Annotated in this window: 10 protein-coding genes; all 10 read right to left on the bottom strand. The window is 64.2% G+C overall.

The window, feature by feature from the left end; all coding sequences use genetic code 11:
- On the bottom strand, positions 1-218 hold a 218-nt coding region (locus JCM12178_RS08760), incomplete at its 3' end, for a hypothetical protein (RefSeq protein ID WP_054650582.1).
- Positions 202-1,428, bottom strand: coding sequence for a glycosyltransferase (locus JCM12178_RS17760; RefSeq protein ID WP_083465825.1), 1,227 nt, complete (start codon positions 1,426-1,428; stop codon positions 202-204). The genes JCM12178_RS17760 and JCM12178_RS08760, both read right to left, overlap by 17 nt.
- A gap of 14 nt (positions 1,429-1,442) precedes the next feature.
- Complete coding sequence (locus JCM12178_RS08745; RefSeq protein ID WP_054650576.1) at positions 1,443-2,327, bottom strand: glycosyltransferase family 2 protein; 885 nt, start codon at positions 2,325-2,327, stop codon at positions 1,443-1,445.
- 6 nt (positions 2,328-2,333) lie between these two features.
- Positions 2,334-2,960 carry an HAD family hydrolase gene (locus JCM12178_RS08740; RefSeq protein WP_054650574.1) on the bottom strand — a complete coding sequence of 209 codons (627 nt, stop codon included), beginning with the start codon at positions 2,958-2,960 and terminating at the stop codon, positions 2,334-2,336.
- Complete coding sequence (locus tag JCM12178_RS20830; protein ID WP_369404490.1) at positions 2,957-3,283, bottom strand: NAD(P)-dependent oxidoreductase; 327 nt, start codon at positions 3,281-3,283, stop codon at positions 2,957-2,959. Before JCM12178_RS20830 ends, JCM12178_RS08740 begins: the two co-directional genes overlap by 4 nt.
- The gene (locus tag JCM12178_RS08735; protein WP_369404489.1) at positions 3,280-3,897 is read right to left on the bottom strand and encodes an NAD(P)-dependent oxidoreductase; all 618 of its coding nucleotides are present in this window, start codon (positions 3,895-3,897) and stop codon (positions 3,280-3,282) included. Before JCM12178_RS08735 ends, JCM12178_RS20830 begins: the two co-directional genes overlap by 4 nt.
- Before the next feature lie 292 nt (positions 3,898-4,189).
- Positions 4,190-5,977: a motility associated factor glycosyltransferase family protein gene (locus tag JCM12178_RS08730; RefSeq protein WP_054650572.1), complete on the bottom strand. Its 1,788-nt coding sequence runs from the start codon at positions 5,975-5,977 to the stop codon at positions 4,190-4,192.
- A gap of 143 nt (positions 5,978-6,120) precedes the next feature.
- Positions 6,121-7,143 carry an elongator complex protein 3 gene (locus JCM12178_RS08725; protein WP_245628690.1) on the bottom strand — a complete coding sequence of 341 codons (1,023 nt, stop codon included), beginning with the start codon at positions 7,141-7,143 and terminating at the stop codon, positions 6,121-6,123.
- A 9-nt stretch (positions 7,144-7,152) separates the two neighbouring features.
- Positions 7,153-7,938, bottom strand: coding sequence for a glycosyltransferase (locus JCM12178_RS08720; RefSeq protein WP_054650570.1), 786 nt, complete (start codon positions 7,936-7,938; stop codon positions 7,153-7,155).
- Between the two features lie 3 nt (positions 7,939-7,941).
- Complete coding sequence (locus JCM12178_RS08715; RefSeq protein ID WP_054650568.1) at positions 7,942-8,913, bottom strand: NAD-dependent epimerase/dehydratase family protein; 972 nt, start codon at positions 8,911-8,913, stop codon at positions 7,942-7,944.
- Between the last annotated feature and the right edge of the window lie 79 nt (positions 8,914-8,992).

Genomic DNA, 8,992 nt, shown 5'->3' with positions numbered 1-8,992 from the left:
CGGTCGGACACGCTGTCGAAGGAGCTCGGCCCGCAGCCGCAACGGGTGCGGACCCCGGTGGGCAGCCCGGCCACGGCATCAGCTACATACTGCGGCGCAACAACGTGCGGCTCCACGCCGTCCAGCCCGTAAAGCCCATCGGCAAGCATTCGGAAATACCGGGAAATGCCGCCGTACTGCTGGCAGGAAAAAATCTGGTGGTCAAAGGCTACCTTCATCCGCCGCCTCCTCTGGCGGTCTTTTCGAGCACCGCTTCGGTGCCGTCGAGCATGGCTTCCACCGTGAACCGCTCACGCACGAGCTCGCGCCCCTGCGCAGCCATGGCCGAGGCCGACGCCGGGTCGTCAAGCATGGACGCGATGCGCTCGGCAACCGCCGCAGGATCGTCCTTGGGCACCACAAACGCGTTGTCGCGGTCCCTGAGGTATTCGCTGTGGCCGCCGTCCGCAGTGGAGACCACCGCAAGGCCCGAGGCCATGGCTTCCAGAAGCACCAGCGGAAACCTTCGGGGCCACTGGCAGTGAAGAGAAAAGCGTCGTGCGCGGCATAGACACCGGGCATGGCGTCGCGCTCCACCGGGCCCTGAAAAATCACACTGTCCTGTATGCCCAGCGCGGCAGCAAGGGTCTCCAGCCCGGCATGTGCGCCGGCCGGCCCCTTGCCCACGTACGTGACCCGCACCCGCGATCGCACCGCCTCCGGCAACAACCCCATCGCGCGGATTGGAATTTCCGCGCCCTTGGCTTCGGTCCACGCCCCGGCAAACAGGAGCCTTAGGGTGTCGGACGAGCCGTCAGGCCGCGCGCCGCCGGTATCGAAACGATCTGGCTCGATGCCGCCGTAAACCACCGGTGCGTCCTGCTGCGCCATCCCGGCGTCAACATGATTGTCCCGCCGGTAGCCGCTGATGAACACGCAGTCCGGGTGATGGTCGCGCGGCCTGCCCTTGCGTACCAGCCCCGCCAGTTCGGGGCCGAGGGTTTGCTTGACGGTGCCGGGGCCGGGGTTGCCGTAATGGCCCCAGTATTCATCCTCACGCAGCAGCCATGTGTCGTCCACATGAAAGAGCGCCGGAACGCCGCTTTCCTGCACGGAGCGGGCCAGCGTGTAGCTCAGGCCGAGCATGTTCCAGACCGAGATCACGTCCGGACGGAAAGAACGGACAAGCCTTTCCAGCACGAGGTTGTCCTCCAGCAGCGCCCAGAGATACCCCGGCTGATCTGCCGGTTTTTCCGGCAGGTCCCAGAAAGACCGGAGTACACGGTGAACGTGCCCTTCCACGCTGCGCACGCCGCTGCCGTGACGGCTGGTCACGACAATCGCCTCGTGCCCGCGCGCGGCAAGCCCCTCCACCACGTCGGCGCACCTGAGCTCGTACCCGCCGAACACGGTGGGGGGATAGAAATTCGTCAGATACAGGATACGCATGCGTTCACCGTCCTTCAGGCCGCGCCGCGCAGGTCGGGGTTGACCGCATAGGCGCGGAGCACATGATACGGATAGCGGAAGAAATATCTCATCCCATACCACAGCGCGGCCAGCGGGTTGCCGGAGCGAAGCGCACGGACACAGCGCAGGGCGCAGTAGACCTCGGCGCGCAGTCCCTTTGTGCGGGACAGGGGCGAGACCCCCTCCACGAGGCGGGCCGTGCGAAAAGTCCGGGCCATGTCGTGCCGCCGGGCATATTCCAGTTCCGGTGCAGTGGTCATCTGGGCGGCGTGTTCCCGGATGCTCACCAGCCTGTCCGGGAGGAGCCGGATGCCGTAGCCGCTTCGCAGCATGCACAGGTAGAGCATCATGTCGTGGGCGTAGGGATAGTCGTTTGGATACCCGCCGCAACCAAGGGCGACGGATCGGCGATACATTACGCTGGAGTGGGCCACGGGGTTGGAGAACGGCATGATGTCGCGCACTTCGTGGCTGTCTACGGCCTGCCCGACCTCGGCCGTGCGGCGACCGCTTTCGTCCATGAGATAGAACCCGGAGCCCACCAGCGCCAGCGACGGGTCGGCGTCGAGAGTGTCGCGCAGCAGGCGCAGACGGTGCGGCTCGGCGATATCGTCGGCGTCGATGACGGCCACGTATTCGTTCGCGGCCTCGGCCAGCCCCCGGTTCAGGGCGCGAGTCCTGCCCACGTTCTGCTCCAGCGGCACGTAGCGGATGCGCGGATCGTCATACCGGGCCACCACCTGCGGCGTTGCGTCTGTGGAGCCGTCGTCGATGATGAGAAACTCGAAATCACGGCAGTCCTGACGCAGCATGCTCTCCATGCATTCACCGACGTAGCGTGCGCCGTTGTAGACCGTCATGAGTACCGTGATCGACATGAAATTCTAGTCCTGTTGGCGGATGAAGTCGCAAAGACCGCTCAAGTCCTCGCCCCACGGCAACGGTTCCGGGAAGCGGCCCCGGCCGTAGAACAGCGTGCCCACGGCCTGCGCGGCTTCGAGATCCGTGGAGGAGTCGCCCACCATGAGCGTCTCGCCCGGCCCGGCACCCGTCTGCTCCAGCACATCGCGCAGGATGACGGGCTTTTTGGCCGGAGAGCCATACACTCCTGCAAAAAAACCGTCCAGCCCGCGCCGGGCCAGCACCATGCGCAGTTCATCCTGCGGTGCGCCAGAGGCCACGTAGAGCGGCAACTTGCCGTGCAGGGCTTCAAGGCAGGCCCTCGCCCCCGGCACCTCATCGCAGCAGAGTACGTTCTGCAGGCTATGCTCCACAAAGCGCGAACACAGGTCGTCCATTTCTTCGGGCTGCGGCTCCCGGCCGAGCACCTCACGATGGAAATGGCGAAATTTCTCCACTCTGCTCACGCCGCCGTGGGCCAGATGATAATCGCGCAGCAGCTTCACGGCCTCGGGGCCGTGCGGCTCCACCACCTGCTCGAAAGCCCGGGTCTTGGCGTCCACGGACTCCAGAAGCACGCCGTCGCAGTCGAACACCACCACGCGGATCATGCGGATTCCTCCAGCAGGTCCACAAGGTTCTGCGCGGCTTCCGTCTCCATGGCCACCCGGCCCTCGCGGGCATAGGAGCCCACGTGCGGGGTGAGGACAACGTTCTCCAGCCCGGTGAGCGGCCCGCTGTATGGCTCCTCGGCATAGACATCCAGCGCGGCCCCGGACAGGGCTCCGGACTCCAGCCGATTCGCCAGCGCGGCCTCGTCCACAAGACAGCCGCGGGCGCAGTTGACCAGCCACGCGCCCTCGCGCATGAGCGAAAATTCCCGTTCACCAACCAGCGGACCGCAGCCGCCGGGGTCGGCGCAGTGAAGTGTCACGATCTCTGCCCACCGAGCAGGTCATCAAGCCCGAGGCGCTCGAATTCGGCAGACTCGACCACCGGGTCGCTGTATTTCACCTCGCAGCCGAGCGCGGCGAACATGCCCGCCAACCGGCCGCCGATCTTGCCGAGGCCGACCACGCCCACACGTTTGCCCGCGAGCTGGCGGCCCATGCGCTTCTTCCAGACCCCGGAGCGCAGGTCCCGGTCCATGGCCGGGATATCCCGCAGCATGGAAAGGGTCATGCCGAGCACCATCTCGGCGGTGGCCTGCGTTGGGCCGTAGGGCGTATTGGTCACGCGCACGCCGTAATCGGCAGCGGCGTCGAAATCCACGTTATCCATGCCGGTTCCGCAGCGGGATACTGCCCGCAGCTCGGGCAGTGCGGCAAAGACCCTGCGCGTCAGCGGCTCCACCCCGGCCACCACGCCCACGCAGCCGGACAGGACCTCGACGGTCTCCTCCTCGGTGAGCTTTCGGCCGTGCGGGTTCATGCGCCATGTGTACCCCGCCGTCTCCAACGCTTCCAGCGGTTCGCGGGAAAAGCGGGCAAACGACGAGGTGGTGATGCCTACCAGCGGACGCCCCTCAGGGCCGTTCTTCTCTGCCATATCGTGTCAGAATCCTTGTGCCGTGCGGCGGCAGGGCCACCGTTCAGTTCCTGAAGCAAAAAAACCGTACATCGTCGGCACCTTAAGCCAACCATGACCAAAGCAATATCCATGCCCCCGCTTCCGGCGAGGCCTAGATCCACATAACCCCTCGGGCAAACAGGAAAAACAGTACGGCAAAAACTACCAAAGCCACCACCATGCGTCAACGCAACGACGCGCTTGGCGCGGCAAAATCATTCACCTGCTTACATATCGGCGCAAACCGGAGTTTGCTTAAGGCGGGGCGGGGTCAGAAGCGGATCGCTTCGAGCTGCCGGGCAAGGGTGGCGGAGAACAATCCGGCGGTCTTTCGCACATACTTGAAATAGTGACAAAAGCCCTCTTCGCGTTCGGCAGGGTCACTGCTCTCGAAGACTTTTTCATAGAAGAAGGCGTTGCTGAACCCCGGTGCCCTTTCCACCAGATAGGTGACGCCGCCCCGGTCGAGCTGTTGCAGGACGGACACAGCCATGGCCAGAAAGGGTTCGCCCTCAGCGGCAAGTATCTTTTCCACGGCCTCTCGGATCTGGTCCCAACGGCTCATCTCCTTGCGGATGTAACCTGCCACCGGGCCGCGGTTGATGCGCGGCGGCTCCTGCCGGTGCAGTGAGCCGAGCATTCCTCTCAGGTGACCGGTTTTCTCGATGACGGGTTCGGAATCATAAGCGATGCCTGCGCCGAAAAGCAGGCTGCTGCGCGAGGTGTTCACGCACTCGATGCCGGAGACGCGGATGGTTTCACTCAGCCACAGGGCCGCGTCGCGGAAGTTCAGTGTGGTGTAGACGGTCTCGCCGTGCGGCGTTGTGACGGGGTAGAGTTGTGGATGTCGGTTGATGAGCGGACGTTCGCAGCAGTCCGCACTGTTTTCGTGAACCGTGCCTTTTGCATAGCCCAGTCCCCATGGATTGTCCGAGCCGAGTTGTGCGCCCACGATGACGCAACGACTGCAGCCGAGATGCTCGGCCATGGAAAAAGCCGTGGAGATAACCGAGCCGTGCAGCCGCAGCATGGGCCGCTTGCCGAAGAGTTCCGGCAGGAAGCTGCCGAAGAGGTACTTGCAGCGGAAACGGTCGCCCCCGAGGTCCGCGAGGCAGTGGCCCACAAGCACGGTTCCCGGCGCCTTCTCGATCTGGGAGAAGACCTCGCCCGAGGCAAGCGAGGTGTCGTTGATAACCACAATATGCGGCTTGATTCCGGCTTCAAGCAGCGGCTTGACCGCGTTGTTCACGCAGATGACCACGGCCCGGTCCATGTTCCGGCGGATGTAGTCCAGCCGCCCGCTCAGTTCAGGACCGGCAGCAACGAGGATGGCCGTCTCCCCGGCAAAGCGGGCGCGAATCTCCCCGATGTCCGGCCACCGGAAATACTCGGCGATGTTCTCATAGGCATGGACCTGCTGGTCATAAAAAAGCCCGCGACTGATCTCCCGGATGGGCAGCGAGGCCATGAGCCCCTGCCCGGAGACCGGGTAAATCTTGTTCCGGTAGAAAAGCAGCTCCAGATACTCGATCACCTGCGCGGCCCATTCCGGAAATTGCCGCTGTATGCGTTCGGTCTGAAAGAAAACCGGAAAACCGTAGTCGAAGATCGCTTCGGGCAGAAGCTCCTGCATGGGCGGCACCATGCCTTCGGTGTCTCCGGTGGCGAAGATGCCCCCCCGAGTCAGCAGCCGTTTAGGCAGCTCGGCCACCAGCGCGTCCAGCACCCGCTCGTCCGGCTCGAAGATCATCAGCACATGGTCGCGGCACTCGGCCAGCCGTAGCAGCGTTTCTGTGGACTCGGCTCCGAGCAGCACCAGAAACCGCGTACTGCCGAGCGCACTTTCCGGTGTGGTTTCCGGAGGGAGCTCTTCATAAAGCGGCGTGTCATCGTTCGCCATGGGCCGGGTGAAGTGTGGGTTCTCGTAGACCCAGAGCGGCGTGTGAGGGGAAAAAACGTGCTCCCCCCGGCTCGGGACGGAGGGGCCGCCGTCCAGACTCCGCTCGGAACGGATTAGGACACCAAGCTCCTCCAACATGGTCAGACGGGACGTGCTCATTCAGTTACTCCAATACGAATCGCGATACCCGGTCATCGGGACGCCCACGTGCACAAAGGGGCATCCGCCTGAATTCCGGACATTATGAAGGGAGTTTCCGGCATGTCAAGCCGGGCAGGATTCAGTGCCGGATCCGCCAAAGATTACCGAGAAGTCGTCGCCGCCATGATAGCGCACGGTCCTGCGGTCGATCCCGAGGGCCGCATATTCCGGACGAAGCTCCCCTGCGTGACCGAACAGTTCGCCCTGATAGCGGCGTGGTACCGCAATCTCGCACAGGGTTCGGGCGAGGATGCCAGCCGTTCGCGGATGAAGCGCAGTAGCGCACGGCCTCGCACGGACTGGCCGAGAGCCTCGTGCCACGGCCCGGCAAGCAGGTCGCGCCCCAGCGCACCCTCGGGCGCAAGTCCTATGCGGATAACGCGGACACCGTGCCGCCAGAGATGCAGCACCCCTTCGGACAGTTCTAGCAAGGCGCGCTCCATGCCCCACGGCTCGTACTCGCCCCGCCCGTACATGCGCGCCAGCCGGGTTCCGGCAATGACGAGGCAGGGATACAGCCGCGCCGTGGCAGGGGAAAAGGTCGCGGCGGTTCGCACGTCCGCCTGAAAAACACCCGGACGATCACCGGGAAGCCCCGGCAGCAACTGGATGCCCAGTCCGAGGTCGGCCCCAGCTACCGTACGGCAGGCTCGGCGCGCAGTTTCACCGTCGTAACACCGTCCTGAAGCGGCGAGAGCTTTGTCATCGAAAGACTGGATGCCGAGCTCCACGGTATCCAGCCCCAGTCCGCGCAGGCGTGCAAGCATGGGACCGTCCACGCAGTCGGGCCGGGTAGAGCAACGCACCGCACAGATCAGCCCGCGCTCACGGTACCGTGCTGCAAGTTCCAGAAAGGTTTCGGGCCATGGTTCTGGCAAGGCAGTGAAGGTGCCTCCGTAAAAGGCCAGTTCATATGGACCGCGCCCGGCGGCATGTGCTTCGGCCAGCATCTCTTTCAGAGCGCGAAGCTCGGCATCAAGCGAGTCGGCGGTGCGGCCGGTCTGCCGGTCCTGCGCGCAGAAGACGCAGCGGTACGGGCACCCCGCAAACGGCAGGAACACGGGCAGAATGCGGTCGCGTTGCCCGCGCGGCTCGGGATGCTCGAACGCCAACGTATGGGTCACGGGTGCCGCCTAGCCGTCGGTCCCGAGCAGTTCGCGGGCCTCGAAGGCCAGTCTGCGGGATTCGTCGAGCTTGGACTCCGCGCCATGGTACCGTACGGAGTAAAGCACCTTCGGCACATGCACGAACTCTGCCCCGGCCCTGGCCATGTCCAGATAGAGGCGGTAGTCGTTGGCGATTTGCCAGTCCTCGTTCATGAACCCGACTTCGCGCAGCCTCTCCGTCCGGCTCAGGGTGGACACCCCGAGGTGGAACCAATCGGCAAAGCAGGCCTCGAAGGAATAGTCCGGCTTGCGGACCAGCCTGCGGATACGGTCGTCGTCCGTGATGATGTTGAAGTCCGAATAGGCCACATCCGCGCCCGAACTCTCCAGCGCGTTCACCAACTCCTCAACCATGTGCGGGTGCGGCAGGTCGTCGCCCACGATGTAGGTGCAGTAGTCGCCGGTGACCAGCTCGAATCCGGCGTTGTAGGTGCCGGTCCGGCCAAGGTCCTCCTCGGAGGCGATGATCTTCACCTCGCGCAGGGGGTGCTCGGCGTGCGTGTCCTCGTGGTAGCTGCGGCAGGCCTTCTGCTGCACGTTACCCTCGGCGTCCATGAACAGCACCGGATGCTCCGTGCGCTCGGCAATGCGGTCCGACAACCCGGCCAGATACTCCTTGGTGCCGTCCGTGGACCCGCCGTCCACGATGATCAACTCGATGTTCGGGTAGGTCTGGAACCAGCAGTGGTCCACGCAGCCGGGCAGGTATGCGGCCTGATTGAAATTGGGGATGACGAGCGAGACTTTCTTCATGGCCTACCCGTCTGCGTTTTCGCGCACCTGCTGCTCGATCCAGCGATAGGTGGTTTCAAGCCCTCTGGCCAGCGGCTGCTCGGGAGCCCAGCCCACGCGCTTGCGGAACAGGCGGTTGTCCGAGTTGCGGCCGCGAACGCCGAGCGGCCCGTCCACGTGTCTGAGCGAAAGCGTCTTCCCGGCGATGCCCATGACGATTTCTGCAAGCTGGTTGATGGAAACCATCTCCTCGGAGCCTATGTTCACGGGTTCGTCGCAGTCCGAGAGCATCAGGCGGCGGGTGGCCTCGACGCATTCGGAGACATGCAGGAAAGAGCGGGTCTGCCTGCCGTCGCCCCATATTTCGATCTCCCCGCCGTCCTGGGCCTCGGCCACCTTGCGGCAGATGGCGGCGGGCGACTTCTCGCGACCGCCGGTCCATGCGCCTTCCTCCCCGAAGATATTGTGATAGCGGGCAATGCGGATGGTCATGCCGTAGTTGCGGGCGTATGCGAGATACAGCCGCTCGGAAAAGAGTTTTTCCCAGCCGTAGTCCGAATCCGGATTGGCGGGGTAGGCACTGTCCTCGGCAAGGTTCGGGTTGTCCGGCTCAAGCTGGTTTTCCTGCGGATACATGCAGGCCGAGGAGGAGTAGAAGACCCGCCCGGCCCCGGCAAGGCGGCAGGCCTCGACCATGTTAAGGTTAATGAGCCCGGAGTTGTGCATGATGGCGGCGTCGTTGTCACCCACGAACACGAAACCCGCGCCACCCATGTCCGCGGCAAACTGGTAGACTTCGTCGAATGGCCGGTCCGTGACGTCGCGGCACAGCACGGGGTCGCGCAGGTCGCCCTTCACGAACTCGTCCGCTCCGGGGTCGAAGAATTCATGCTCCACGAGGTCCACGCCCCGCACCCAGTACCCTTCGGCCTTGAGACGCTTGACCATCTGCCCGCCGATGAACCCGCCTGCTCCGCAAACCAGCGCTGTCTTCATATCGGTCCTTCTCCGTGTTGCTGCTCGGATCGTAACTTCACCCGAAACCGTTTATCAACTTGGTAAACAACTCACGCGA

It is taken from the genome of Salidesulfovibrio brasiliensis JCM 12178 (assembly GCF_001311825.1).
In the GTDB taxonomy this organism is placed as follows: domain Bacteria; phylum Desulfobacterota; class Desulfovibrionia; order Desulfovibrionales; family Desulfovibrionaceae; genus Pseudodesulfovibrio; species Pseudodesulfovibrio brasiliensis.
This window is presented reverse-complemented; position numbering and strand designations above follow the sequence as displayed.